The sequence below is a fragment of the Kitasatospora sp. NEAU-69 genome (assembly GCF_057158765.1).
Genome location: NZ_JBWXUE010000007.1, coordinates 92,166 through 116,193, shown reverse-complemented (window position 1 = coordinate 116,193; position 24,028 = coordinate 92,166). Strand labels below are relative to the sequence as shown.

General features: G+C 69.0%; 25 protein-coding genes. 12 read left to right on the top strand and 13 right to left on the bottom strand.

The window, feature by feature from the left end:
• Positions 1–24: 24 nt before the first annotated feature.
• Positions 25–600, bottom strand: a complete 576-nt coding sequence (locus AC060L_RS10550) for a DUF3291 domain-containing protein (RefSeq protein WP_483798372.1) — start codon at positions 598–600, stop codon at positions 25–27.
• 295 nt (positions 601–895) lie between these two features.
• Here AC060L_RS10550 and AC060L_RS10545 point away from each other — a divergent pair, with 295 nt between their 5' ends.
• A complete protein-coding gene (locus AC060L_RS10545; RefSeq protein WP_483798371.1) occupies positions 896–2,197 on the top strand; it encodes an MFS transporter in 1,302 nt (433 codons plus the stop codon).
• Positions 2,198–2,233: 36 nt separating this feature from the next.
• Complete coding sequence (locus AC060L_RS10540) at positions 2,234–2,737, top strand: DinB family protein (RefSeq protein ID WP_483798370.1); 504 nt, start codon at positions 2,234–2,236, stop codon at positions 2,735–2,737.
• Positions 2,738–2,821: 84 nt separating this feature from the next.
• Here AC060L_RS10540 and AC060L_RS10535 read toward each other — a convergent pair whose 3' ends face one another.
• Positions 2,822–3,928 carry an RCC1 domain-containing protein gene (locus AC060L_RS10535; RefSeq protein ID WP_483798369.1) on the bottom strand — a complete coding sequence of 369 codons (1,107 nt, stop codon included), beginning with the start codon at positions 3,926–3,928 and terminating at the stop codon, positions 2,822–2,824.
• Between the two features lie 168 nt (positions 3,929–4,096).
• A complete protein-coding gene (locus AC060L_RS10530) occupies positions 4,097–4,921 on the bottom strand; it encodes an SDR family oxidoreductase (RefSeq protein ID WP_483798368.1) in 825 nt (274 codons plus the stop codon).
• A 110-nt stretch (positions 4,922–5,031) separates the two neighbouring features.
• On the opposite strand from AC060L_RS10530, the gene AC060L_RS10525 reads away from it, so the two are divergent.
• On the top strand, positions 5,032–5,637 hold the full coding sequence (locus AC060L_RS10525) for a TetR/AcrR family transcriptional regulator (RefSeq protein WP_483798367.1): 606 nt from the start codon (positions 5,032–5,034) through the stop codon (positions 5,635–5,637).
• Between the two features lie 243 nt (positions 5,638–5,880).
• Positions 5,881–7,383 (top strand): hypothetical protein, encoded by a 1,503-nt coding sequence (locus tag AC060L_RS10520; RefSeq protein WP_483798366.1) that lies wholly within the window; start codon positions 5,881–5,883, stop codon positions 7,381–7,383.
• 118 nt (positions 7,384–7,501) lie between these two features.
• Here AC060L_RS10520 and AC060L_RS10515 read toward each other — a convergent pair whose 3' ends face one another.
• Entirely contained in the window at positions 7,502–7,894 is a 393-nt protein-coding gene (locus AC060L_RS10515) for a RidA family protein (protein WP_483798365.1), read from the bottom strand.
• Positions 7,895–7,949: 55 nt separating this feature from the next.
• On the bottom strand, positions 7,950–8,657 hold the full coding sequence (locus AC060L_RS10510) for an N-acyl homoserine lactonase family protein (protein ID WP_483798364.1): 708 nt from the start codon (positions 8,655–8,657) through the stop codon (positions 7,950–7,952).
• A gap of 151 nt (positions 8,658–8,808) precedes the next feature.
• Here AC060L_RS10510 and AC060L_RS10505 point away from each other — a divergent pair, with 151 nt between their 5' ends.
• Together AC060L_RS10505 and AC060L_RS10500 are read left to right on the top strand one after the other, a co-directional pair.
• Entirely contained in the window at positions 8,809–9,735 is a 927-nt protein-coding gene (locus AC060L_RS10505; protein ID WP_483798363.1) for a helix-turn-helix transcriptional regulator, read from the top strand.
• A gap of 11 nt (positions 9,736–9,746) precedes the next feature.
• Complete coding sequence (locus AC060L_RS10500; protein WP_483798362.1) at positions 9,747–10,169, top strand: organic hydroperoxide resistance protein; 423 nt, start codon at positions 9,747–9,749, stop codon at positions 10,167–10,169.
• Positions 10,170–10,288: 119 nt separating this feature from the next.
• Here the strand turns inward: AC060L_RS10500 and AC060L_RS10495 are convergent, their stop codons facing one another.
• Entirely contained in the window at positions 10,289–12,643 is a 2,355-nt protein-coding gene (locus tag AC060L_RS10495) for an ABC transporter permease (RefSeq protein ID WP_483798361.1), read from the bottom strand.
• Between the two features lie 59 nt (positions 12,644–12,702).
• Positions 12,703–13,431, bottom strand: a complete 729-nt coding sequence (locus AC060L_RS10490; protein WP_483798360.1) for an ABC transporter ATP-binding protein — start codon at positions 13,429–13,431, stop codon at positions 12,703–12,705.
• Positions 13,432–13,573: 142 nt separating this feature from the next.
• Between AC060L_RS10490 and AC060L_RS10485 the strand changes: the two genes are divergently transcribed.
• Together AC060L_RS10485 and AC060L_RS10480 are read left to right on the top strand one after the other, a co-directional pair.
• Positions 13,574–14,773 (top strand): sensor histidine kinase, encoded by a 1,200-nt coding sequence (locus tag AC060L_RS10485; RefSeq protein ID WP_483798359.1) that lies wholly within the window; start codon positions 13,574–13,576, stop codon positions 14,771–14,773.
• Positions 14,770–15,453 carry a response regulator gene (locus AC060L_RS10480; RefSeq protein ID WP_483798358.1) on the top strand — a complete coding sequence of 228 codons (684 nt, stop codon included), beginning with the start codon at positions 14,770–14,772 and terminating at the stop codon, positions 15,451–15,453. The genes AC060L_RS10485 and AC060L_RS10480 overlap by 4 nt, the downstream gene beginning before the upstream one ends.
• A gap of 180 nt (positions 15,454–15,633) precedes the next feature.
• Here the strand turns inward: AC060L_RS10480 and AC060L_RS10475 are convergent, their stop codons facing one another.
• Positions 15,634–16,074 (bottom strand): hypothetical protein, encoded by a 441-nt coding sequence (locus tag AC060L_RS10475; protein ID WP_483798357.1) that lies wholly within the window; start codon positions 16,072–16,074, stop codon positions 15,634–15,636.
• A 205-nt stretch (positions 16,075–16,279) separates the two neighbouring features.
• Between AC060L_RS10475 and AC060L_RS10470 the strand changes: the two genes are divergently transcribed.
• Entirely contained in the window at positions 16,280–16,570 is a 291-nt protein-coding gene (locus tag AC060L_RS10470) for a hypothetical protein (protein ID WP_483798495.1), read from the top strand.
• Here AC060L_RS10470 and AC060L_RS10465 read toward each other — a convergent pair.
• From AC060L_RS10465 to AC060L_RS10445, 5 genes are all read right to left on the bottom strand, one after another.
• The gene (locus AC060L_RS10465) at positions 16,507–17,028 is read right to left on the bottom strand and encodes a DUF6879 family protein (RefSeq protein WP_483798356.1); all 522 of its coding nucleotides are present in this window, start codon (positions 17,026–17,028) and stop codon (positions 16,507–16,509) included. The two genes, AC060L_RS10470 and AC060L_RS10465, sit on opposite strands and share 64 nt — an antisense overlap.
• A complete protein-coding gene (locus tag AC060L_RS10460) occupies positions 17,012–17,233 on the bottom strand; it encodes a hypothetical protein (RefSeq protein ID WP_483798355.1) in 222 nt (73 codons plus the stop codon). The genes AC060L_RS10465 and AC060L_RS10460 overlap by 17 nt, the downstream gene beginning before the upstream one ends.
• Positions 17,234–17,546: 313 nt before the next feature.
• Complete coding sequence (locus AC060L_RS10455) at positions 17,547–17,915, bottom strand: DUF6879 family protein (RefSeq protein WP_483798494.1); 369 nt, start codon at positions 17,913–17,915, stop codon at positions 17,547–17,549.
• Between the two features lie 5 nt (positions 17,916–17,920).
• Positions 17,921–19,161, bottom strand: a protein-coding gene (locus AC060L_RS10450) for an IS3 family transposase (protein WP_483798354.1) whose coding sequence is annotated in 2 segments (ribosomal slippage) — positions 17,921–18,888 and positions 18,888–19,161 — 1,242 coding nt in all. Because the reading frame shifts where the segments join, the coding sequence is not laid out codon by codon here.
• Between the two features lie 139 nt (positions 19,162–19,300).
• Positions 19,301–20,644, bottom strand: a complete 1,344-nt coding sequence (locus AC060L_RS10445) for a tetratricopeptide repeat protein (RefSeq protein WP_483798353.1) — start codon at positions 20,642–20,644, stop codon at positions 19,301–19,303.
• Positions 20,645–21,107: 463 nt separating this feature from the next.
• Here AC060L_RS10445 and AC060L_RS10440 point away from each other — a divergent pair, with 463 nt between their 5' ends.
• The 3 genes from AC060L_RS10440 (at position 21,108) to AC060L_RS10430 (ending at position 23,824) form a co-directional block, all read left to right on the top strand.
• Positions 21,108–22,289, top strand: coding sequence for a methyltransferase domain-containing protein (locus tag AC060L_RS10440; protein WP_483798352.1), 1,182 nt, complete (start codon positions 21,108–21,110; stop codon positions 22,287–22,289).
• 328 nt (positions 22,290–22,617) lie between these two features.
• The gene (locus tag AC060L_RS10435) at positions 22,618–22,854 is read left to right on the top strand and encodes a hypothetical protein (RefSeq protein WP_483798351.1); all 237 of its coding nucleotides are present in this window, start codon (positions 22,618–22,620) and stop codon (positions 22,852–22,854) included.
• A gap of 661 nt (positions 22,855–23,515) precedes the next feature.
• The gene (locus AC060L_RS10430) at positions 23,516–23,824 is read left to right on the top strand and encodes a hypothetical protein (protein WP_483798350.1); all 309 of its coding nucleotides are present in this window, start codon (positions 23,516–23,518) and stop codon (positions 23,822–23,824) included.
• Positions 23,825–24,028 lie beyond the last annotated feature (204 nt).

Below are 24,028 nucleotides of genomic sequence, written 5' to 3'. Positions count from 1 at the left end.
GGGGCATTCCCCTGACATCCCCTGTCAGTGGAGTTCGGGCAGTCTGCCGGCCTGGCCGGAGTCGCGCTCGGATATCGATGACCCGGTCGGAGTTCCGTCCGGGGCGAACGCGTGGTGGAAGGTGAAGGCATCCGGCGCGGAGCCGCGGTCCTGGAGGTGTTCCAGCCTGGAGACCCCGTCCTGCCAGGTGGGTGTCACGCCGTCGGAGACCCACCAGAAGACGTAGTTCGGGTGTGCCGACCGCTCGAACCAGTCGTGACGCCTTTTCAGCGCCTCACGGTGCATACCGGTGTAGATGGCGTCGAAGGCGGGGCGTAGGTCGGTCCAGAGCGAGAGGGACGCGGCCAGGGCGGTGGTCTCCGGCGTGCGGCCCTTGCCGTACCAGGTCGGTACGGCGAACTCCCCCCAGGCGCCCCAGTCCGCCTCGAAGAGCCCACCCCGGGCGCCGGGTGCCGCTTCGGCATGACCGAGGTACCCGGGGTGCCGGCTGATCGTCCGGTAGATGGCCGCGCCGGCGTCGTAGAACTCGCCCGTGAGAGGCGCGGGATCGGCGAGAGCTGACTTCAGGACGCCGAATGTGTACAGCGCGAGATGGGGCATGCGTCTCTCCCTGCTTGGGGGGTACCTGTGGGGGGCCTGGTGCGGATCCGGCTCGGCAGGTGAACGTAGCTGCTTCCGCGGGCTATGTCGACGTTGCGTTTTCCCTGTCCAGGTGCCCTCTTGGGCTGCGAATCCCTCGCCGATAAATCGCTTTCCGGCTGCCGGAACACGGTGATAGAACTCCGGATTGCAAGAGGCTCCCGGCGCCGCAGCAGGTGGCCCTTTCCGCGGGGACGAAAGTCCGTCGCCCCCTCCGTCGCCCCCCTCCGTCACCCGGCCGATAGGCAGTCTCCGCATGTCCACCATCCTGGCGCCGCTGCGCCTTCCCCCGTTCCGACGGCTCGTCCTGGGCCGCGCCGCGAACATGCTGGGGAGCGGGGTCGCGCCCATCGCGCTCGCCTTCGCGGTGCTCCGGCTCACCGGCTCGCCGACCCAGCTCGGTCTGGTGGTCGCGGTGCGCTCGCTCTTCAACGTGGCGTTCGTGCTCTTCGGCGGTGTCGTCGCCGACCGGATGCCGCGCCGCCTGGTGTTGGTCGGGTCGAGCGCACTCAGCGCGGCCAGCCAGGGAGCGCTGGCGGCCCTCGTGCTCACCCACCACGCGACGATCCCCTGGCTGCTGGTGCTCTCCGCGTGCAACGGCACGTTCTCCGCCTTCGCGATGCCCGCCTCCTCCGCGCTGCTGCCGCAGACGGTGCCGGACGAGCTGCGCCGTCAGGCCAACGCGCTCAACAGGATGGCCGCGAACGGCTCGATGATCGGCGGGGCCGCGCTCGGCGGCGCGGTGGTGGCCGCCGCCGGTCCGGGCTGGGGCCTGGCGATCGACGCGACGATGTTCGCCCTCTCGGGCCTGTTCTTCGCCGGCATCCGGGTCGGGCCGACCACAGCGCCCTCCCAGGACTCCGCGTCCGCGTCCTCGTCCGCGTCGGCAGGCAGTGGCATGCTGCACGAACTGCGGGTCGGCTGGCAGGAGTTCACCGCCCGGCGCTGGGTGTGGACGATCGTGGCCACCTTCTGCTTCCTCAACGCCGCATACTCGGGCGCCGTGGGGGTGTTGGGCCCGACCATTGCCGAGAAGTCCTTCGGCAGCGGTGGTTGGGGGCTGGTGCTGGCCGGTGAGACCGTCGGCATGCTGGCCGGTGGCGTGGTCGGGCTGCGGGTACGGCCGCAACGGCCGCTGCTGGTCGGGGTGGTGTGCATGGCAGGGTGCGCGCTGTTGCCCTTCGGGCTGGCCCTCGGCATGCCCGTGGTGGTCCTGGCCGGGGTGAACTTCCTGGCCGGCGTGGGCGTGGAGCAGGGCGCGATCGCCTGGGACACCTGCCTGCAGCAGGAGATCCCCGAGGACCGGCTGGCACGCGTCTACTCCTACGACGCGCTCGGCTCGTTCGTGGCCATTCCGCTCGCGCAGGCGACCGTCGGCCCGCTCAGTGCGGCGATCGGCGTGCACGCCACGCTGCTCGGCGCCGGCGTGGTGATCCTCGGCTGCACGGTGGCCATGCTCGCGGTGCGCGACGTCCGCGTGATGCGGGTCAGGGCCGCAGCTCCGGTCACGGCCCCGGTCGTTGCTCCCGTCGCTGCCTCGGCCCCTGCTCCACAGTGAGCCAGGCGTGTCGGGGGCGGCTGCTACCGTCCACGCATGGGAAAGCGTGTGCCATTCACCGGTGGCGAGAAGGAAAGCCTGTACGTAGCCCTCGACCGGCATCGGGATGCGGTGCTGTGGAAGCTCGAGGGCCTCGACGACGAGCAGCTGCGGCGACCGATGACCCCCTCGGGGACCAACCTGCTGGGCCTGATCAAGCATCTGGGCGGCGCCGAACTCGGCTGGTTCTGCGAGAGCTTCGGCCGTGAAACGGGCCCGCTGCCGTTCGACTTCGAGGTCGACGAGACCTCCGACATGCGCGTGGAGCCGCACGAGTCCACGGCCGACATCCTGGACTTCTACGCCCGCGCCCGAGCCGCTGCCGACGCGGTGATCGGCGAGCTGGACCTGGACGACCTCGGCAAGGCGTGGTTCGGCGACGAGGTGTCGCTGCGCTGGGTGCTCATCCACATGACCACCGAAGTCGCGCGGCACGCCGGTCACATGGACATCCTGCGCGAGCTCATCGACGGATCGGCCGGCGTCAGCAAGCCCAGCTGACGCAAGTCCACCTGACGCGGGCCGAGTAGTGGTGTGAACGTGCGTGGCCTCGGCAGGGAGTGCCGGGGCCACGCAGTGGGTGGTTCAGTTGGCCATGCTGAAGTCGCCGGCGACCGGTGCGGCGATCTTGTCGACGCCGGTCAGCGCGGTGAGGCTGGTGACCGGCGTGCTGCTGTCGGTGGTGGTGCCGTTGGCGAGCTGGCCGGAGCCGTTGTTGCCCCAGGAGCGCACGGTGTTGTCGCCGAGCAGGGCGATGGTGTGCTCGCGGCCGCCGGCGATCAGCTGGACGCCGGTCACGCCCGGCACGGGGACGGGCTTGTTGCGGTAGTCGGTGGTGCCGTCGCCGAGCTGGCCCGAGGTGTTCTGCCCCCATGCGGTGAGGCTGTTGTCGGTGCCGGTCACGGCCAGGCTGTGATTGCAGCCGGCCGCGATCAGCGAAACGGTCCCGGCTCCGATCGCCGTCTCGACGGGGGTGGAGCGGTTGATCGTCGATCCGTCGCCGAGCTGCCCGGTGGCGTTGTACCCCCAGGCCTTCACCACGTTCCCGCTGCCGCCGGTCGCGCCGACCAACGCGAGGTTGTGGTTGCCACCGGCGGCGATCCGGGTGACGCCGGTCAGGCCGGTGACCGGGGAAGAAACGTTCCGGCTGGCCGAAGTGCCATCGCCCAGCTGGCCGTTGATGTTGTAGCCCCAGGCCCAGACGGTGCCGTCCTCGCGCAGGGCGAGGCTGTGGTTGAGGCCACCGGCGATCGCGATCACCTTGTTGAGGCCCTCGACCCGCACGGGGACGCTGCTGTCCATGTTGGTGCCGTTGCCGAGCTGGCCGTAGTTGTTGCGCCCCCAGGCCACCACGGTCTGGTCGGCCAGCAGAGCCAGGCTGTGGTAGCCGCCCGCCGCGATGTCGGTGGCGTCGGAGAGGTTGACGACCTGACCGGGTGCGTTGTGGCTGAACACCGTGCCGTCGCCGAGCTGGCCGGAGCCGTTGGCGCCCCAGGACTGGACGGTGCGGTCGGTCAGCAGGGCCAGCCCGTGGCCGTTGGTGGCGCCGGCGCCACCGGCGGCGATCTTCACCACCTCGGCGCTGGTCAGCCCGAGCACGGTGGTGGCGGTGGTGCGGAAGTCGGTCCAGGTGCCGTCGCCGAGCTGGCCGGAGCGGTTGTTGCCCCAGGACTTCAGCCTTTTCTCTTGCATCAACGCCTCCCGGACGAGTCGGTGAGACGCCCACGCGTTCTCACTCACGCGCATCATCCGGTGTACACGAGGCGAGATCGGCACCAGATATATCGATCTTCACTCGAAGGGGTGAATCTCTCGGATTCCGGGTTTGCCGGAGCCGGCGTGAGGAAGCCGCCGGGGTGCTCAGCGGAAGGCCGGGGCGTTGCGTTCGGCCCAGGTGGCGAAGGTGCCCGGAGCCCGGCCCAGGACGCGCTCGATGTCGGGGTTCACCTGCTGCTCGTCCTCGGTCGGCTCGCCCAGGATGGCCAGGGTGCCCTCGACCACGGGCAGCGGCATGAACTGCGCCATCTGCTCGTGTGCCTGCGCGCGGGTCTGCTCGGTGAAGTGCACCGGCTCGCCCAGTGCCGCGGCGATCGCCGCGGCGCGCTCGCGCGGGGTGGTGGAGGTGGGGCCGGTCAGGGTGTAGGTGGCGCCCCGGTGGTCGTCCGGGCCCTGCAGGACGGCGGCGGCGATCGCGGCCACGTCCTCGGGATCGACGAAGGGCAGGCCGACGTCACCGAACGGTGCCTCGGCCGCCCGCCGGGTGCGGATCGACTCGGCCCAGGCGAAGACGTTGGTCATCATGCCGCCCGAGCGCAGGACGGTCCAGTCGAGCCCGGACGCCTGCACGGCCGTCTCGAACGCGACCGGGTGCCGGTAGACCTGCGGCCGGGTCCCCGCGCCCTGCGAGGAGAGCAGCACCACCTGGCTGATCCCGGCGGCCCGCGCTGCCGCCAGGATGCCGTCCGGGTCCTCGCCGGCCACCAGCAGGAACAGTGCCCGTGCGCCGGCGAAGGCGTCCCGCAGTCCGGCCGGCTCGGCCAGGTCGGCGGCGACCGCCCGTACCCCCGGCGGGACGTCGGCCTCGGTGATGTGTCGCGCCACGGCCGTCACCGGCAGCTGTGCCTCGGTGAGCATCCGCACCAGCGCCCGCCCGACGTTACCGGTCGCACCCGTCACAACGATCATGTCGATCTCCTCGGTTCGTTCGTCTGAGTCAGTCTGAGTTAGTTGACTGACTTACTCCGTCGAGAGAGAAGCTAGCACGGGGGCAGGGGTGGCTGTCTATAGTTAGTCGGGTGACTGACTCAACTGATTCCCGGCCGCCCCGCGCGGCAGCGGCCGCCGGCAAGCGGCAGCGACTGGTGGCGGCCACCGCCCGGGTCCTGCACGAGCAGGGCGTGGAGCGCACGACCATCGCCGACATCGCCCGCGCCGCCGACGTCCCGGCGGGCAATGTCTACTACTACTTCAAGACCAAGGACGAGCTGGTCGAAGCCGCGCTCGCCGAGCAGTCCGGCTACCTGGCGAACCTGACCCACCAGCTCGACCGGCTCCCCGACCCGCGCGAACGCCTCAAGAGCCTGGTCGCCGCGTGGGTCGAGCAGCGCGACACCGCGGCCCGCTTCGGCTGCCCGACCGGCACGCTGGCCGTCGAGCTCGACAAGCGGGCCGAGGGTGGGCTCGACCTGGCGGTGGGCCAGGTCATCCGTCAGCTGCTGGACTGGGTGGAGCAGCAGTACCGCGAGCTGGGCGTGGCCGACCCCGAGGACCACGCCCTGGCGCTCGTCGGCGCCTACCAGGGCATGTCGCTGCTCACCAACGCGCTGCGCGACCCGGAGATCATGACCCGCGGGGGAGCCAGGCTCGCCCGCGAGCTCGACGGCCTGGCGGCTGACGGCTGACGGTTGTCAACTGACGGCTGACGGCCTGAGCTGACGCGTACCGGCGGGCGGGGTGATCACGCACTGCTTCGGTTTCCGGCCGCCAGGGGCCATGTTCGAGCCAGTTGTGCACAATCACGGCTCCTGGACCGCCGGCCGGGACCATTCTGTTGCTGCCGTCCCAAGTAGCAGGCCTGCCACGGGAGATGACACCCCGGGCCGAGCCGCTGCTTGACGAGTTCGCTGAGGTAGGGAGTACTCGCCGTGCCGTCCTTGCTGAACTACGCCGTCATCACCGATCCGACCCCGCTGCAAGCGTCACAGCCCGGGGCACCGTCCGTTGGAACGGTGTACGTGATCGTCTCCAACACCCACCAGTCCGACGTGAGGTGGGAGTTCATCGATGTGGAGATACCGGTCGGCGGCGGCCCCGACGATCTGACGGGTAATCCCACGGCGATCAGCGCGCGCATCGACTCGAACTACACGGTGCAGGGGGAGAATCCGGTCTTCGGCTGGGACGCTACGCTCGGCCGCTTCAGGGCGCATGACCCCTCGGTGACGAGGCTGACCCTGCCTGCCCACCAGTCGTTTGCCCTGGTGCTGGAAGACATACCCGTCTCCAGTGCGGAGGGGTTGGTTCGCCTGCAGATACACGAGCGGTCCGGCGGCGGCGACAGCAACATACCCGTTCGGAAGGCTGATTTCGTCACCACCCTCGGGTTGGTGAAGCAGGCTCCGAAGATCCCGTGCAACTTCCGTCCGGAAAAGAACTCACTGGTGGACGTCGACGCGGGCGCGAACGTCGTTCTGAGGTGGGAGGGGCCCGACAACCTCGACTACTGGATCCGTGATCCGGAGGGGAACGAGGTGCTCGCCCAGTCGGCGGCCCAGGGGCCTCGGGTGGTTCGGCAGTCCTACACCTGGTCGCCCACCTCCGCCCCGAAGCGAGGCACCACCTACACCCTGATTGCCGGGACGGCCGGCGCCGGCGCCGGGCAACAGCAGCAGGGGTACTTCCTCACCACCACGGTCCATGCCCGCGTTCCCGAGTTCGACAGCGGGACGCGCACTCCGTGGGTCGAGGGGACGCCGAACAAGAGCCGTGTCACCTTCACCGCAGCAGGGGTGGAGGTTCGCAACGGGACCGGCGGATGGGGAACCGTCGCGGCCGACAGCCTCGAGGTGGACCGGGTGAACACCGGCTCGGTGCACGGCCGCAACTCCGACGACGGGTGGATCGACTTCCCGAAGGCCGGACTGCACGTACACCGGGACGGGCAGCCGCAGTTGGGCACCATCTCGGCCGGCACGGTCGATGTGGACCGGGTGGACACCGGCTCGGTGCACGGCCGTAATTCCAACGACGGGTGGATCGACTTCCCGAGTGCCGGGGTGCAGGTCCGGGACGGACAGAACGACCTGGGCGTCCTCACGGCCGGAAAGGCCGACGTGGACGAGCTGCTCGCCGGCGAGGGGCGGGTGAAGGGTCACCTTGCCGTCGAAGGCGGCTTGAAGGTCAGCGACGGGGGCGAGCCGGCACTGGAAGCCGCTGACGACGGGGTGACGGTCCGCAATGGGCTGTCGGTTTCCGGGGGTGGCGATATCAAGGGCGTGGTGGAGCTCCACAACGGCATTTTCGTCCACATCGATGAGCTCAACTACGTCTCGGCGGGCACCGGTATGGGCGGGATGGCAATCAAGGGCAATCTCGCCGTCACGGGAACGATCCTGGCGGAGACCGACACGGAGGGCAGGAAGGTCTAGGCGAGGAGTCGCTCGAGCCGGTTGTGGCGCGCTGCGATGGACGAGCCGGCCGTGCGCCACGAGGCAACCGTGCTGGTCGCAGCCATCAACGAATGGCTGCGACCGGCCCGTTCGGGAGTCAGTCGAGGATGGCGTCAAGCTCGACTTCGACGAGCCATTCGGGATCGATGAAGCGTGAGACCTCGACGAAGGTGCAGGCCGGCCGGATGGCCGCGAAACGCTCTCCGTGCGCTCGCGCGGCTTCCTTCCAGCGTGTGACGTCGGTGAGCATGATGCGGGTCCGCACGACGTCCCCCAGTGACGCCCCCGCAGCCTTCAGCGCTGCGTCTGCGATGTCCAGGCACCTGACGGTCTGGGCATAGACGTCGCCCCGCCCCACGGTCGTCCCGTCGTCCCCGATGGGAGCAGTCCCGGCGACTGCGACATGCGCGCCTTTGCGAACTGCTCGGGAGAACCCGATCTGGGGCTCGAGTGGCGAGCCGGAGCTGACTGTCTGCCGAACATGATCCATCGCACCATGCTTCCAGGTCACCGCACTCTCGCAACAGGCCCTGGACGCCCGAGTTTCAAGGGGTCAGCCCGGCTTCCCAGACTGAGCAGTCGTGGGCGAAGAGCACTCGCCGTGGGTCGAAGTCGCTGAGTCGCTCCAGCCATGGTTGGTAGGTGGGAAGCGGCTGCTCCAGGCCCTGGCGGGCGGCATGGCGGGCGAGGTGGTCCGACGCGAACTGGGACGCGAAGTCGTATGCCTGACCGGCGAGCACCACGGTGCCGTCGTTCTGTCGGACCACCAGTGACTGGTGCCCCTCGGTGTGCCCGGGAGTCGGGACGATCCAGACCCCCGGCCAGAGCTCCACCTCGCCGTCGAGTTCCTCGTAGGTCGCGCCCGGGAAGTCGATGAGTTCGTCGATGGTGTAGCCGCCTCGGCGGGCAGTGGCCAGTTCCGCGGCCTGCACCAGGATCGGCTTGCCGCCCAGCAGCGGGTTCCCGCCGCAGTGGTCGAAGTGGAGGTGGCAGTTCACCACCAGGGAGACGTCCGCCAGGGTGACTCCGGCAGCCGCGAGGGCGCCCGTCAGCGCCCTGCGCTGGGGTCGGTAGTGGGCCTCGGTCTCGGGATCGGCGGCACCGACACCGGTGTCGAAGAGGATCAGTCCGTCGTCGCGCCGCACCAGATAGGCGAGCACGGGTTCGACCCGCGGCTGAGGGCCACCGGTCTCCGAGGCAGGTCGGACGAAGTAGCCCAGGTCGAGTCGACGGATCGCGTTGTCGTTGCCCATCCGGTCATCCTGGCAGTCGGCCGTGTCAGTTCGGGGGCCGTCCGCTGACAGCGGACTCGGGCGGATCCCCTGCAGGACGTCACCTCAAGCCGCGCTGCCTGGCACTCGCAGGGGCAGGCACCTGCCGTCGCCCGTGTCCATACTCGAATCCATGAAGAGCAAGTCGCAGTTGGGCCGGTTCCTGAGGACGCGTCGGGCGCAACTGCAGCCGTCGGACGTCGGGTTGCCGGAGTTCGACGAGCTGCGGCGGGTGCCCGGCCTGCGCCGGGACGAACTCGCCCGGTTGGCCGGGGTGAGCGAGTCGTACTACACGCGGCTGGAGCAGGGGCTGTCGCGGGGCGCGTCCACAGAAGTACTGGACGCGCTCGCCAAGGCACTCTGCCTGGACGAGACCGAGCACCGTCACCTGCACGACCTCGCTGGTGCCGGGCGAAAGGGCGGCAGCGACCGAACCCGCAAGCCGCCGGCGCCAGAGCACATCACCGAGACGACCCGGCAGTTGATCGACGCTTTCGGGGACACCCCGGTCATCGTGCTCGGCCGCCGCAGCGACGTGCTGGCCTGGAACCGCACCGGGCATGCGCTCTTCGCCGGGCACCTCGATCCGAGGAGCCCGGAGGACCCGGCCAGGCGCCCCAACACCGCACGGCTGGTCTTCCGGGACGCCCACACCCGCGAGCTGTACGACGACTGGCCGAAGAAGGCCAGAGACGCGGTGGGCCGACTGCGCCTCGCCGTCGGCCGGTACCCCGACGATCCGCTGCTCGCCGCACTGATCGGTGAACTGGTCATGCACAGCCCGGAGTTCACCGAACTGTGGTCCGCGCACCGGGTCCGCGCCTGGGACCTCGCGGCCTACCGGATGCGGCATCCGCTCGTCGGGCCGATGGACGTCACCCAGCAGGCCATGCCGGTCCCGAACGAGCAGGGGCAGCGACTCGTCGCGGTCACCGCCGCGACGGGCTCGGCCTCGCGGGCCGCGCTGACCCTGCTCGCCCAAGCCACCACGCCGGGCGGCCGCACGCGCCTGGCAACCGACAACTCGTCCGCCGTTTCTGACGTTTCTGAATACCTGTGAATGGAGCCACCATGTCCACGCTCTACACCACCGAAGCTCTCTCGACCGGCGACGGCCGCAACGGAGAGGTCCGCACCTCCGACGGGGTGCTCGACGAACTCCTCGCCGTCCCGAAGGAGATGGGCGGCCCCGGCGGCGACAGGACCAACCCCGAGCAGCTCTTCGCCGCCGGCTACGCCGCCTGCTTCCACAACGGGATGCGCCTGATAGCGGGCCAGCAGAAGCTGAAGCTGGGCGAGACGACCGTCAGGTCCACGGTGAGCCTGATCACCCTCGACAACGGAGCGTTCTCGCTGAAGGTCGCCCTGTCGGCGCACCTGCCCGGCCTGGACCAGGCCACCGCCGACCAACTCGTGGAGACCACCCACCAGGTGTGCCCGTACTCCAACGCCACCCGGGGGAACATCGAGGTCACCCTCGAAGCGACCGTCTGAGCCGGGGGCCGGGGAAACGCCGGAATGCCGACCTCCCGAGGCATCAACCGGGGAGGTCGGCATTGGCGTTCTTGCCGCGGCGACCAGCGGCTCTGCTCGGTCCTGCTCGGCGCTCGGTCCTACTCGGTCCGCAGTGCGGTGGCGGTTCGTGACCGGGCCGCCCAGCCGGCCGGCAGCAGTGCCCCGAGCAGGGCGATCACGATCCCGCCGGCCAGCAGGGGGATGAGCAGCCCGGCGGTGTAGGTGTGGGTCACGCTCGGCGGCAGGTGCCGGCCGATCGCGTTCCCCATCGGGGTCAGCGTCGCCTTCTCCATCGCGACCCCGAGCGGGACCCCGATCAGCCCGGCGATCAGGCCGGTGAGTGTCACCGAGGTCAGGACCATCGCGATGGTCTGTTTGGGCGTCATCCCGAGGGCCTTGAGGATCCCCAGATCATGGACCCGCTCCCGGGTGTCCTGCACCACCATGCTCAGCACCCCGAGCGCGGCGACCGCGATCATCATCAGCGTGAGCGTGACCACCAGGGCGCCCATGGTGAGCACCACGATGTTCTTGCCCCCACCGGTGCTCGGCTGGACCGAGGCGTTCAGCGGGGTCAGCGCGGCGGTGGCCGCGGTGGACCAGTCCGGTTCGCTGACGTTCGAGGCCAACTCGACGTTGTACTGGTCGATGTGCGGGGTCAGACCGGCGGCGGTGAAGGTGGCCGCATCCGTCATGACCGTGTAGTCGCCCATGTTGGTGTCGAAGTTGATGCCGACGACCTTCAGCGACAGTTGCTTGTTCTGCTGCACCACGGTGACGTCGTCACCGGCGTGGATCCCCACCGCCGTGGCCAGCTTGTCGCCGACCACGGCCTCGCCGGGCGCCGAGTACCAGCGGCCGGACAGCAGCTCCATGTTCGTCCAGGAGAAGTCGCCGGTGACCGTGTAGACCTTCGCCGGTTCGCCGCCGGGCGGGGCGCTGACCATGGTCGCACCGCTGTCGCCCCAGCCGAACGCGGCCTTCGTGCCCGGGGTCCTGGCGAGCGCGGCGGCCACCTTCGCGGCATCCAGGTGCGGGTTGCGCGGGTCGTTGGGGCCGTAGAGACCCCAGGGCACGCCCACGTCGGCTGTGGGTTCCACGAACTCCGACGCGACGTTGAAGCCTGAGGTGCTGGCGTCCAGGTACTTGTTGAACCCGGTCTCCAGCCCCACCGCGAACGTGGCACTCACCACGCCGAACAGCACCGCCGCACCGACCAGTACGGCCCGGGCCGGCCGGGCGAACGGCTGGGCCAGCCCCAACGACATGGCCCGGGGCAGCGGCAGCCGCGAGGCCAGACGCTGCGCCGCCTGACCGCCCCCGGCTTTGGGGGCGCGGCCGACCACCAGGGCCCGCACCGTCGGCATCCGGCCGGCCCGCAGCGCCGGGATCAAGGCCGCGACGCCGACGATCAGCAGGGTGCCCAGCGGCACCACGGCGCTGACCCACAACGGGATCGTGGCACTGGCCGTACTGGCCGCGCCGAGCTGCTGGGTGGCCCCGCCCAGGATCGGCACGGCCAGGAGGTTGCCGAAAACCGTGCCGAGCACCAGGCCGAAGGTCGCCGGGATCATGGCCTGCGCGGTGTAGCCGCGGGCCACCTGCGATGGGGTGAAGCCCAACGACTTCAGAATCCCGATGCGCCGGATTCCCGAGGCCACAGCCCCGCTGACCACGATCGAGATGATCAGCACCGACATGAACAGCCCGAGGATCCCGAAGCCGATCAGGAACGGCACGTAGGCCTTGGCGTTGCCGGTCGCCTGCTGCTCCGCGGTCAGGTACGACTGTGCGCCCTCGACCGCGCCGGCCGGCGCGGCGGCGGCCGCCGCCTGCTTGTCGGTGGCGATGTCGGCGGCGGTCCCGGCCTTGGCGAACCGGTAGAGCACCTGCTCGTCGGACTTGGCACCGGCAGCGGTGAGCCGCGCGAAACCGTCGGCGGTGGCGAAGCCGGTCGCGCTGTCGGTCACCGAGTCGGCGAAGCCGACGACCAGATACGACGGCTTGCCCGGCAGGGAGGAGAACACCACCGAATCGCCGAAGCAGTCGGCGGCATACTGCTGCCACGGCAGGGCGATCTCGCCCGGGCTCGTCGGCCAGCGCCCCCGGGTCAGCGCCAGCTGGTCCATCCCGGAGGTGCTGCCCAGGTCGGGCCGGGTGGTGACGGTGATCGGACCGTTGTCGTGACCGGCCCAGTCCTTCTTGGAGCAGTCCGTGCCGATCGTCGTGTCCAGGGCGGCGGCGACCGGGTAGGGCCCGGCCGCCTCGGTGACGCCGGCGGCGTGAGCGGTGGCGGCGGCCTGCGCGGCCGTGACCTTCGAAGCATCGAACTGGACCGCCAGGTGCGCCCCGTTCCGAGCACTGAAAGCGTGCTCGAACGGGGCCTGCACGACAGTCAGCAGACCGAGGGAGAGCACTGAGGACGTCACCGCGGCGAACGTCGTCAGGGCCATGACGATGGACTGGATCCGACGGCGGCCCACGCCGGACCGTACGACCTTGCCCAGGGCGCTCACCGGAGCACCGCCGCCGGACCGTTGGAGGTGGCGCCGCTGCCGTTGTTGATGACGTCCCGCTCGACCGCGCCGTCCACCAACTCGATCGTGCGGCGCGCGGTGCTCGCGGCCAGCTGCACGTCGTGGGTGACCAGCAGGATGGTCTGGCCCTCGCTGTTCAGGTCCAGCAGCAGCCGGCGCACGTCCTCGGCCGAGCTCGAGTCCAGAGCGCCGGTCGGCTCGTCGGCCAGCAGCAGCGCCGGCTTGTTCATCAGGGCCCTGGCCACCGCCACCCGTTGCCGCTGCCCGCCGGACAGCCGCTGCGGATAGGCCTTGGCATGCCGGTCGATGCCCAGCGAGCCGAGCAGCTCGACGGCCCGCCGCTTCGCTTCGCCCTTGCCCATCCCGGCCAGCTGCGCCGGAACCATGACGTTGTCCAACACGGTCAGGTCGTCCAGCAGGTTGAAGAACTGGAAGATCATGCCGACGGAGGACCGGCGGTACTTCGCCGAACCGGCCTCGCCGAGCTGGTCGACGCGGGTGCCGTCGACGGTCACGGTGCCGCTGGAAGGCTTGTCCAGACCCGCGATCAGGTTCAGCAGCGTGGACTTGCCACTGCCGGAATGGCCGAGGATCGCCACGCACTCACCAGCCGCCACGGACAAGGTGACGCCGGCCAGTGCGGGCGGGCCGTCGTCGTACTTCTTTGTCGTGTCGCGAAGTTCGATCATCGGTGCGTTCGTCATGACCACGAACCTAGGAACGGACCACCATCCGCCGCGTCGGCCGGCGGGCGTCACCTCTTCCCGGGCGATCGCCCCGGGGGCGTATCCGGCGTACATCCCCGGGGCGACGCACAGAGCCGACGCCACTGAATACGATCTCCGTATGGAACAGCTGCTCCAGCGTCTCTCGACATCGAAGCGCATGACCTGGCTCACGGCACAGGCCGTGGTGCTGGCCGTCGCCTGCTTATACGCGCTGATGCTCCCCTTGACGATGCCGATCCCTGCATACGGCCTGTTCCGGTTCCCCGACCTCGAGCCCGTCCAGAGGCTGGGTCTGTGGGTCGTGCTCGCCCTGCCGGTGCTGCTGGTGCGCCGTCGGCCGGCGACCGTCTTCGCGGCGGTCCTGGGCGAATCAGTCCTCGGCGACGCCTTCGGCGCGCGGCCGTTGATCATGTTCGTCCTGCTCATCGGCTTGGGCGGGTACCTCGCCGTCCGGCGGCCCAAGGCTGCCGCCGTCGGCTCCGTCGCGGGCGTCGCGGCCGCGCTCGTCAGCGAGATCCACATCCCCGGGCAGGGCGTCGGCGACGCGGTCCAGTTCGCCGGGGGGCTCGCGTTGTGGTTCGCGGTCGCGTGGGTCTTCGGCGGGGCGTATCGCAAACGCCGTGAGTACCTCGAAGCCCTGCACGAGCAGAGGGCGGCCCGCGCCGTCGTGACCGAGCGGTTGCGGATCGCCCGCGAACTGCACGACAGCGTCGCGCACAGCATCGGGATCATCACGGTGCTGTCGGGAGCGGCGGCGCGGGTCGTGGAGACCAAGCCCGAGCAGACGCGGCAGGCGCTGGCCGGCATCGAGACCACCAGCCGGGAGACGCTGCTGGAGCTGCAGCGCATGCTCGGGGCGCTCCGCCACGCCGAGCCGGACGACGCCATGCCGCAGGCCGCTCCACTGGCGCCGGCCGGCAGCCTGGCCGACGTCCCGCAGCTCGCCGAACGCACGGCCGGCGCCGGGGTGCGGGTCCAGGTGACCTGGCGGGGCGAGCGGCGTCCACTGCCGCCGGAGATCGAGCTGTCGGCGTTCCGGATCGTCCAGGAGTCGGTGACGAACGTGGTGCGGCATTCCGGTGCGCGGACGTGCCGGGTCGCGGTCGGTTACGAGCCGACGGGAGTGACGATCGAGGTGGTGGACGACGGGGACGACGGTCTCGGCGCGCACGGCCGTCCGAGGTTCTCGGCGGCGGCCGGCGGGAGCGGCTTCGGCCTGATCGGCATGCGCGAGCGGGTGACTTTGCTGTCCGGCCAGTTCAGCGCGGGCCGGCGTCCGGAGGGCGGATTTCGAGTGGCTGCGAGGCTCCCGGCATGAGCGTGCGCGTGTTGCTGGTAGACGACCAGCCGCTGATGCTGGTCGGACTCGGGATCCTGATCGGCGACACCGACGACCTGGAGGTGGTCGGCGAGGCCGGCGACGGCCACGAGGCGGTGCGCCTGGTGCGTGAACTGCGGCCGGACGTCGTGGTGATGGACATCCGGATGCCGGGCATGGACGGGATCGAGGCGACCCGGCACGCGACCGCCGAGCCGGACCCGCCCAAGGTGCTGGTGCTGACGACCTTCGACGACGACGAGTACGTCTACGGCGCACTGCGCGCCGGGGCCAGCGGATTCCTGCTCAAGAGCATGGCCCTGGACGCGATCCTGGAAGCGATCCGCGTGGTGGCCGCGGGCGACGCGCTCATCGCGCCGAGCGTGACCCGACGGCTGATCGCGGACTTCACCGGAACGTCCGCCCCCGCGGCCCCCGAACCGGAGGCCGAGCCCGCCGCGGACTCGAGTGCCATCGCGGGGATCACCGAGCGGGAGCGCGAGGTGCTGGCACTGGTCGGACAGGGACTGTCGAACACCGAGATAGCCGAGCGGCTGGTGATCAGCGCGGCGACCGCGAAGACCCATGTCGCGCGCCTGTTCGCGAAGCTCGAAGCCCGGGACCGCGTTCACCTGGCGATCATCGCCTTCGAAACCGGACTCGTGCCGCGTAGACGGTAAGCACGGTGGTCTCAGCCGCCAGTTCCGCGGCCTGCACCAGGATCGGCTTGCCGCCCTGGCCGGGCACACCGACGGACCGTATCGCCATGCCATGGGGTTCTCGCTCAGGCCGTCCGGTCGTGGAGGGGATCCAGGACGGTGAGTTCTTCCTGCGACAGGCGCATCGCGCCGGCCGCTCCGTCAGCTCTGCTGCGGCACCGGGTTCTCCGGGGAGTCGAGCCAGGCCGCCTGACCGTCCGGGGTGACGGTCAGGCCGAAACGCCCATGGCCGGGGCGGCCTTGCTCGTCCCACCAGCGGTAGGCGGCCGCCGCCTCGTCCCAGAGCCTGCGCGGCCCGGACTGGTACACCTCGTACTCCGTGCGGTCGCGCTCGTAGTCGGCGGACGCCCACGACAGCTTGTCCCGGCTGTACAGCCACAGCGTGTACGCGCCGTCGTCGTAGCGCTCCACTCGCCAGAACGCCCCGGGCACGCCGAGTCCGATGACGAACTGGTGGAACCACTCGCCGGTGTCCCACGGGGACAGGGTGGTGACGCTCCGCTCGGCGCCGGCCGGCCAGGGCACTCCGTGCAGGTACTCGTCGAACGGCGGACGCTCGGTGCGCTGCTGACGGAGCCTCATGAACGCCGAGCCGCCGGTGAAGTACCCGACCGCCCGGGTCCGGGCCAGATCCGGTCCGGAACGAACAACTCACGGCGGACAGCCGTGAACGAGGGGAGCCAGTCCGAAGAAAGCGCGCCGTCGGCCACCAGCGCGGAGGCGAGACCCTGCAGGCCCGCCTCCTTGTCCGTCTCGGTGCTCACTTACCGCCGCCGCCCGCCGGGTTCTGGCCGTCCGAGGTGTTGCCGCCCTCGTCCGAACCGCCGCCCCCGTGACCGGAGCCCTTGTTGCTGTCGTCCTGCTGCTTGCCGCCGTCACCGGAACCGGTGCCGCCTCCGCGCTTACCCATCTCAATACCTCCTGGCGACCTGAACCCCGGAGAGTCCAGCTCGCTTGCGAAGCTCTTGAAGAATTGCCGCCAGATCTGAATTCGATCGACCTGGCTCTCGCGGATCAAATGCCAATGCCCTTCACGTACTCCTCGAAAGGCACTGACTCGGCGATTGCAATCCGCTGATACTCGATGAACGGGCCGATGTCACCCTCGAACATGATGCGGTCGATCTGCGTTCCATCGGGGAGGTAGTTCATGAGCACCACCTCCTCCTTGTCGAACATCCAATAGTCGCTGACGCCGGCCAGTGGATTCGGGCGGTCCGTGACGTCCATGATTCGCACGTCTTCGCCGGCCCACACATGTGGCAGGTAGTACATGAACTCGTAGCGCAGATACTCGGAGAGCGGTCGCGTGACGATATGCACTCGCCCCTTGACCTTTCCTTCGTGCCGCACCCGTTTGAGGTCATCCGTGTACGCATTGGAATGCGTGTGCGGATCGATCCGTTCGCCAGCCCGGAACGCTCGGAGTTCCTCGGCTTCCTGCGGAACGTTGTAGGCCGGAAGAGTCTCAAGCCGCCAGGCTTCCGTCTGGAACTCGCGGAACTTGGCCTGCCAAGCCTCACCATCCAAGGACACGAACTGCCTCCCGAAGCACGCTCTCGGGGATCTCCACGAGTCCTTCGCCGCTGGGCGGCGTGAAGGCGTCGGACATGTCCCCCTGGACCACGAACATCCCCCGATCGGTGCGGTAGACGTTGGGACAGTCGTTCTGATTGCACTCCCCCGAGCCACTGCCATTGCCCGTGTTGGTCAGCCGCGTGAGACTCGACCTGTCGTCCATCTCAACCCCCTGGAGGTGCGGCCCAGTCAGACCGCCTGGCCATGACGCTAGAGAGCCGATCGGCGCATGTCTACGACAGGACGGCAGTATTCCCGTGTTGGACTAAGGAGCACGCCCGAGGGGCCCGCCCGGCCCAGTACGGCGGCGCCTTGCACGAGGGCTTGAATCGGATGCTGCAGTCGTCTAGCGAGACGAACTCCCGGTATGAATAGCTGATCTGTCTGAATGTCAGAACCTGTGTCGTCTCGGCCAGTGACCATGTAAGTGGCGGGCCGCGACACGACGAATGATCTGACGGTTCCGCGTATCGGGATCAGACGGCGAACTTCTCGTGCTCCACTCCGCGGTCCCAAACTGCCTGGAAGGCATTGGAGCACAGCTCGACCACCGTGGGGTCCTCCGAGTACTGCGGGTCAAGTGCGGCACCTGGACCGTCGAAGAGGTTGAACCGGACGGCTCGCCGGTCCACCAGCCAGAAGTCGTTTCCCGGCAGGGCGAGAGTTGAAGCTTCGTGCCGGGGGAGCCAGCGGACCCCTTCGCCGATGGCCAGGTTCACGCTGGTGATGTGATGCTCGTACCGAACGTAGTCCGTGGCCGGTAGCGAGACGATGCGAGCACGCCTCACCCGCACGCCGCGGGCGACAGCGCGGCGGACGAGGTTGAACCGCTGCGGGTTCTTCAGAGACTCTAGATTGTGGCTGTGACCTGCAGGTTTGGCTGTTGTTGGCTGTAGTACTTGGCTTCGTACTCGGCGGGAGGGGTGTGGCCGAGTTCACTGTGGAGCCGGGTGGAGTTGAACCAGTCGACGTACTCGGCGGTGGCGATCTCAACATCGGCCAGGGTCCGCCACGGTCCTTGGCGCTTGATGAGCTCGGTCTTGTAGAGGCCGATCGTTGATTCCATCAGGGCGTTGTCCAGGGCGTCGCCGACCGAGCCGATGGACGCGGCGATCTTCTCCTTGGCCAGGTGGGTGGCCAGGCGGAAGCTCGTATATTGCGATCCGGCATCGGAGTGGTGTATCAACTCCCTTGGCTGGACCGGGACTCCGGCGCGGTCGCGCTGCCACAGGCCCATCTCCAGCGCGGACAGGATCAGCGGGGTCTGCTTGTTGGTGGCCGCCGACCAGCCGACGATCCGCCGGGAGAAGGTGTCGACGACGAACGCGACGTAGACGGTGCCGGCCCAGGCTGCCACGTGCGTGAAGTCCGCCACCCAGACGCGGTTCGGCGCGCTCGCGACGAAGTCGCGCTTCAGCAGGTCGGGCGCCCGGTCGACACTCTTGTCCGAGATGGTGGTGACGATCTTCCTGCCGCGCACAGCTCCTGACAGTCCTTCGGCTTTCATGAGCCGGGAGACCGTGCACTGGGCGACGGCGTGTCCGCGTCGCTGGAGTTCGGCCCAGACCTTGCGGTAGCCGTAGACGCCGTAGTTGCTCTCGTGGATCTCCTTGATGATCGGGACGAGTTCGGCGTCGCGGCGGGCGCGGGCGGAGGTGGAGCCGCTCTTGTGGGCGTAGTAGGTGCTGGGGTGGATGCTGCAGTCGTTCGCGGTGAGCGTCCTGCAGATCGGCTCGACTCCGCCGAAGCGGTCCCGGTGCTCGTCGATGAACGCTACGAGCGTGAGTGTGGCCGGTCGAGCTCGGCCGCGAAGAAAGACGCCGCGGCCTTGAGGATCTCGTTGGCCCGCTTCAGCTCGGCGTTCTCCCGCTTGAGCGCCTTCATCGCGGCGGATTCCTCGGTTGTCGTGCCGGGACGGGTGCCGGCATCGGTCTGGGCCTGGCGGACCCACTTGCGCAGGCTTTCCGGGCCCACGTCGAGCTTGGCGCCGATCGACCGGATGCACTGGTACTCGGTCTCGTACTGATCACGGGTCTCCAGAACCAGGCGCACCGCCCGCTCCCGGACCTCAGTGGGATATGGCTTCCTCATAACGGACTCGATCCTTCCAAGAGAACGAGTCTCGGTCAAACCCGCAGCGGTTCACCCTGTCAGTAGTTGGGTCGGCTTGGCCTCGCACGTGGACTGCGGTGCGGGCCGGCCGGGGGGATCTTCGGCATGGCGGCGGTGCTCAGGTTGCCAGGCGGGAGGGCACGACCGTCCGTGCGCGTTCGTAGAGGTCCCGGGCGGTGCGGTTGTTGGGGTGGCTGGTCAGGAGTCCGAGCATGGCGTGCATGCGCTCGTCTGCGCGGCCGGATTGGACCATCGGGTAGTCGTTGAGCACGTGGCTCCACGTGTCACAGGCCTTGTCCAACTGGCCTAGTTCCAGCTGGCGTTCGGCTAGCAGCGCGCCGTAGCGCACACGGGTGCGGCGGTAGGTGCTGTGGCGCAGCTTGTCCGACTGCTCCATGGCTTCGACGGCACCGGCTACATCGTTCAGTTCGTAACGGACCTGGCTGATATGGTAGTTGAGCGAGGACGGATCGTAGGACCCGAATGCCTTGCTCGCGGATTCGGCGCGTTCCATGGCCCTCTCCGCCTCGCCGATGTACCGGAGGGCGCCCGTGCGATCGCCGATCTGTGCCGCCGAGTGGGCTTGCTGGCCAACAAGGAATGCACGCATTCGAGGACCTGCCACGGGGGAGGCCGCTGCGGCCGCGTTGGCGAGCTGTATGGCCTGCTGCCCGTGTCCGAGGTCGACCGCCTGCACGCTCATACCGCGGAGCGTGGTGCAGTAGGTGAGATGGTCTGCGGCGAGGCCCGCCAGTTCCAGGGCCTTGAGGTAGTAGCGCTGCGCGAGGCCGTGGAGACCTTCGTCAACGGCCATGTATCCGGTCAGGTAGCAGAGATCGGATGCGGCCGACAGCATCGCCTTTCGAACGGGTTCGGACGCGTCCGCGTGGAGGTATGCACCCACGGTGTTGACGAGGAACGAGGCGGCCATGGGCCGGGCGTGCCGTCCGCCGAACTGATCGTCAAGCTCTGATACCCGCTCGGTCATGTCGATGACCATCTGTACCTCGTTCATCCCTATCCGGGATGTCCGACCTGTCTGAACCGCTTCGGCTCGACCCAGGACGTCCTGCCATCCCGGAATCGTCAACGCCACCGCGAACAGGCCGGCGCCGAGGATACTCCGGCGCGACGGGTCCATATCCGACCTCCCGAGTTCGATCAGCCCTTCGATAGTGCCTGATGGCTCGGCGATTTGATCGGTCGGCGGCGGGAAGCCCGCCTCGGCGTGGGTCACCAGTCGGCCAAGTCGCCGGGTGATGGCTTCGAGGATGCATGCCCGCACTTCTTCGGACTTGGGCACGGTGCCGCCGAGCCAGTGCGCTACGGCGGACTGGTCATACCGTGACGGGGTGCCGTTCTCGGTGGCCACGCTGTTGACGGCACGTGCGAACTGCCCCTGTGTCCACCGTGTCTCTGTCAAGAGCCTCGCCAGTGCTGCGTTTGGCTGCCGGGCTGCCATCCCACTGCCTCCCCAATGCGCAACTTTCATGGGTTTCATATGCGGCCAGCACTACAACGGTACCGCTCTGCGTGATCGTGCGGTTACTTAGGGGTGGGGCGGCTGCCGGGATGGCTGCCTCTGTCAGACGCGAGAGTGTGAGGAGACACCAGCATGAACACCCCGACGGATCGTCCGCCCGGCCCCACCGCGCCGCCGGACGGCGCGAAGGCCCCCGCGCGAGGCCGCGCGAGGCGGCCGAAGCGCACCAACTGACCATCAGCAAACGGACATCACTATCAACGACACAGAGGAGTCAGACAATGGGCTGGGGAACCGGTAAGGGCGGAAGCAGCGGCGGCGGGTCGGGGGCCAACGACGGGGGTCAGGGCAAGCACGGGGGAAGAAGGACCCCGGCACCTCGGCGCCGAACCCCGACAGCCAGAGTGGCAAGGACGAGAACAAGCACGGCAAGGGCAAGTAGTTGACGGACTACAAGCACGAGTCGGAGCGGGCCGCCCTGCGCGGCCTGCTCTCGGCCGTCAGCGAGGAACTCGGCCACGACGTGGCCCCCGAATGGGCGGCGGCTGCCGAAGCCGTCCCGCGGACGCGCTTCCTGCCTGATCGGGTGTGGCTGGAGGATGCCGGCGGCAGCTACACGCCGTGCGACCGTGAGGTGGACCCGAGTGGGTGGAATGCCGCGGCGTACGCCAATGCCCCTGTCGTCACCCAGGTCAACGACGGTGAGGACCCGGATGGGAATCCGTGGCCTTCGTCCTCGGCGTCCGCGCCGGCGATCGTCTTCCGCATGCTCGAAATGCTGGACCTGCGGGACGGAATGACGGTGGAGGAGATCGGCACCGGTACCGGTCTGACTGCCGCCCTGATGTGCCATCGGGTCGGTTCCGAGAACGTGGTGACCATCGAGTTGGACGTGCAGGTCGCCGCGCAGGCCCGCGCGAACCTGGCGGACGCCGGATTCAGCCCTGAGGTGGTGTGCGGTGACGGCACCCAGGGGTGGGAGCCCCGGGCCCCGTATGACCGCGTGTCGGTCACGTGCGCGTTGCGGAGTGTCCCGGATGCGCTGCGCGCGCAGACCAAGCCAGGCGGGAAGATCCTTACCCCCTGGGACAATCCGTGGGTCTGCTGGGGTCTGCTGTCGCTGACGGTCGCCGAGGACGGCAGCGCCGAGGGCAGATTCAGCCCGTACAGCGCGTTCATGCTCGCTCGCGGCCAGCGGACGGATCTGCGGATCTACCGGGACGTGGTTCGCGACGAGCACATGCCGGACGAGACGCGTACCGAGCTGCCCGCGCACGACATCGCCGAGGACCGCTGGGACCTGGCGTTCACGCTGGGGGTGCACCTCGGGAACGTCTGGAAGGCGTGGGACGACGATCCCGCGGTGGACGGTGTCGCTCGCCGGCTCTGGCTCGCCACCACCGACACCAAGTCGTGGGCGGCTGTGGACTGGGCGGGCGAGGGGTCGAGTGGATTCACCGTGTGGCAGCACGGGGAGCGGCGCCTTTGGGACGAGGTCGCGCGGGCTCACGCCTGGTGGCTCGACAACAAGGAGCCGGGTCCGGAGCGCTTCGGGCTGACCGTCACCGCTGCTGGGGAACACCGGTACTGGCTCGACGGCCCGGAGAGGACGGTCCGGGGCTAGGCTCTCTCCTCGGATCCGGTCGGATCGGCGTGCAGTGCCGGGTGTCGAATGACGTCCCACCAGGAGCGGCCGAACCAGCGGCGCTCGGCCGGGGGTTGGGCTGCTGACCATTCGCCGGGGCCACCGACGGGTCCAGCCGTTTCCTGTTCTGACGAACGGCCAGGGCAGGTCGATCTCGGGGCCCGCTCACGTCCGCTGGCCTTGAGGTGCTGTACAGGACGCCTTGGCCGACCGTTCGGAGTGGGTCCGGCGGGAAGCCCTACGAGACGATCGCCAGTGTGGTTGGCTCGCTTCGGCAACAGTCGCATCCGCATACGAAGGGCAGGACATGGCAGACCTCGAGCAGGAGTTCAAGGAGGGCGTCGCGCAGCACTTGGCGGACATGTGGCAGGGCTCGGCGACCGTCGATGAGGCGCAGGACGCCCTCATCGCCATCGCCAGCCAGCTGGGCGCATACTCGCAGCAGGCCAAGGAGTCCTTCGCCGGGCTGGCGGCCCGGGCCGATACCAACGGGGACGGCTTCGTCAGCAGCGACGAGATCAAGCAGGCCTTGCTGGCTCTCTGAGCGGACTCGGACCTGGAGCAGCCGATCACGGAGCGGGAGGGGGAGCGTGGGATGTCACCCTTCGCCTCCCGCTCCATCGCCGTGCGCCCGTCCAGTGCGCGGGCGCTTCACCAGCCTGCCCATCCGTCGCTGTGATGGCCAACGGGCGGGCAGGGATCACTGGCCTCAAGATCCCCTGTCAGGGGTCACGTGCTCTTCTTCGTCGCTCACGGAACAGCGCCCGGCCCCGAGCGTGGGAGGGCTCATCACGCGGTCGGCGAACTTGGCCTTCCATCTGCGGTGGATTCATGTCTCCACCATTGAGCACAGAGCTGCCAACGGCAGTGTTTTGCATGGGGATTGACCCTGAGTGCGTCTCGTCATCGATCTCCGCATGCGCGGCGGAGGTGCGCGCGGGTGAGTCGGCAGTACGAGGCTGCGCTCGTTGAGGGTGCTGCTGTCGTACCGTGACCGACACCCCAGGTGACCTGACCCCGGGGGCGAGGCGGCGACTGCTGCCTGGCTTAGCTGAGATGACGGCAACAGCTGAGTCCTTCACGCCAGTTGACGCCCTGTCGGGGTTGCCTCAAGCTGGGCAAGCCGAGCTGATGTGGACGTGTCTGCGGGCATTGACTCATCTCAGCTCATGTCTCAGGTACTCCACTGGCGAAAGGACGGAACCGTGAGGATGATCTCTCGACTGCTGGGCACGGCCGCAGTGGCCGGCCTCATGCTGGGAGCCGCTGTGATACCCGCATCGGCGGCCCCGGCGGCCCCGGCGACGGGCATCTACTACGGCCACGGCATTGGTTCGAACATGAGCATGGCCGAGCAGCACGCACTCAACCACGCCGAGCTTGCGGCCGGGGCTGCCGGTTTCACCTACGGTGAGTGCTCGCCGTATGGCGCGCCGGTGGACTCGTGGTACTACGACCCCACCGGTCCCAACTACGTCTACATATCGGACTGGGCGGTTCAGTGCTTCAGCTGAGCTTGAAAGCGTGAGGTCGGGCCCGGTTGTGCAGGGCGGCGACAAGCGGCTGCAGTGGGCGCATCGAGGTGGCGGTTGAGCTTCTGACCGCTGGTGGGCCACTGCCCATGCTGGAAGTGCGGAGAAGCTCCTGCCAGCGTCTGGCGGGAGCTTCTCCCCCCCCCACGGGCCCGCCCCCGGGAGGGGGCGTCCTGCGTGTGTGGT

Coding starts and splice junctions, on each gene's coding strand:
- AC060L_RS10540 (WP_483798370.1), top strand. CDS start 2,234: ATGGGAAAGCGTGTGCCATTCACCGGTGGCGAGAAGGAAAGCCTGTAC.
- AC060L_RS10475 (WP_483798357.1), bottom strand. CDS start 16,074: ATGAGGCTCCGTCAGCAGCGCACCGAGCGTCCGCCGTTCGACGAGTAC.
- AC060L_RS10445 (WP_483798353.1), bottom strand. CDS start 20,644: ATGGCAGCCCGGCAGCCAAACGCAGCACTGGCGAGGCTCTTGACAGAG.
- AC060L_RS10500 (WP_483798362.1), top strand. CDS start 9,747: ATGTCCACGCTCTACACCACCGAAGCTCTCTCGACCGGCGACGGCCGC.
- AC060L_RS10480 (WP_483798358.1), top strand. CDS start 14,770: ATGAGCGTGCGCGTGTTGCTGGTAGACGACCAGCCGCTGATGCTGGTC.
- AC060L_RS10545 (WP_483798371.1), top strand. CDS start 896: ATGTCCACCATCCTGGCGCCGCTGCGCCTTCCCCCGTTCCGACGGCTC.
- AC060L_RS10535 (WP_483798369.1), bottom strand. CDS start 3,928: ATGCAAGAGAAAAGGCTGAAGTCCTGGGGCAACAACCGCTCCGGCCAG.
- AC060L_RS10435 (WP_483798351.1), top strand. CDS start 22,618: ATGGCAGACCTCGAGCAGGAGTTCAAGGAGGGCGTCGCGCAGCACTTG.
- AC060L_RS10530 (WP_483798368.1), bottom strand. CDS start 4,921: ATGATCGTTGTGACGGGTGCGACCGGTAACGTCGGGCGGGCGCTGGTG.
- AC060L_RS10505 (WP_483798363.1), top strand. CDS start 8,809: ATGAAGAGCAAGTCGCAGTTGGGCCGGTTCCTGAGGACGCGTCGGGCG.
- AC060L_RS10485 (WP_483798359.1), top strand. CDS start 13,574: ATGGAACAGCTGCTCCAGCGTCTCTCGACATCGAAGCGCATGACCTGG.
- AC060L_RS10490 (WP_483798360.1), bottom strand. CDS start 13,431: ATGACGAACGCACCGATGATCGAACTTCGCGACACGACAAAGAAGTAC.
- AC060L_RS10495 (WP_483798361.1), bottom strand. CDS start 12,643: ATGGCCCTGACGACGTTCGCCGCGGTGACGTCCTCAGTGCTCTCCCTC.
- AC060L_RS10460 (WP_483798355.1), bottom strand. CDS start 17,233: ATGGACGACAGGTCGAGTCTCACGCGGCTGACCAACACGGGCAATGGC.
- AC060L_RS10515 (WP_483798365.1), bottom strand. CDS start 7,894: ATGGATCATGTTCGGCAGACAGTCAGCTCCGGCTCGCCACTCGAGCCC.
- AC060L_RS10510 (WP_483798364.1), bottom strand. CDS start 8,657: ATGGGCAACGACAACGCGATCCGTCGACTCGACCTGGGCTACTTCGTC.
- AC060L_RS10550 (WP_483798372.1), bottom strand. CDS start 600: ATGCCCCATCTCGCGCTGTACACATTCGGCGTCCTGAAGTCAGCTCTC.